The sequence below is a fragment of the Vibrio sp. 1069 genome (genome assembly GCF_033340555.1).
In genome coordinates this window covers 1-604 of sequence record NZ_JAWOWP010000592.1, presented here as the reverse complement: position 1 = coordinate 604, position 604 = coordinate 1, and the positions used below count along the sequence as shown (strand labels likewise).

Here is a 604-nt window from a genome sequence, read left to right as displayed (position 1 = left end):
TGGCAGTTCAAGCTTGATCAATCACTTAGCCAAGTGAAAGAAAACACCTCTTGGCTTGTTGAAGAGCAACGTGATCTCGCGTACCGACTCACCAAAAAAATCGCAAAACAGGTTATCCCCCAATGGTTTCATTTGTTGAAATAAAAACCGACAACTTGCAGTTAGCGCCAGGTTTAAAGGTGCTCAAAGCCAAGGATTACGTTAGTTATCTCGATTCGCAACATTTGGTTGAAGCGGCGAATTCGAAAGCCGACAGCATCATTGCTAAAGCGCAGCAAGCGTATGAAACCGAAAAGCAGCGCGGCTATCAAGATGGTTTGGAGCAGGCGAAAATAGAAAATGCGCAGGCGATGGTCGCTACTTTGGCTCGCTGCAATGAATATTACCTGCAAGTTGAGCACAAAATGACGAACGTCGTCTTAGACGCGGTGCGTAAAATCATCGACACATTTGATGACGTTGACACCACGATCAGCGTGGTCAGAGAAGCGCTGCAATTGGTGAGTAATCAAAAGCAAGTGATCTTACACGTTCATCCTGAGCAAGTGGTTGACGTGAGAGAGAAAGTTGCTGGCGTTTTGAGTGATTTTCCTGAAGTGGGTTA

2 protein-coding genes are annotated in these 604 nt (G+C 45.7%); both read left to right on the top strand.

The window, feature by feature from the left end; translation table 11 throughout:
• A partial coding sequence (locus tag R7040_RS27935) for a SctK family type III secretion system sorting platform protein (protein WP_318097815.1) occupies positions 1–144 on the top strand: 144 nt, incomplete at its 5' end.
• Positions 123–604: SctL family type III secretion system stator protein VscL (gene vscL / locus R7040_RS27930; RefSeq protein ID WP_318097814.1), on the top strand; the 482-nt coding region annotated here is incomplete at its 3' end. The genes R7040_RS27935 and vscL, both read left to right, overlap by 22 nt.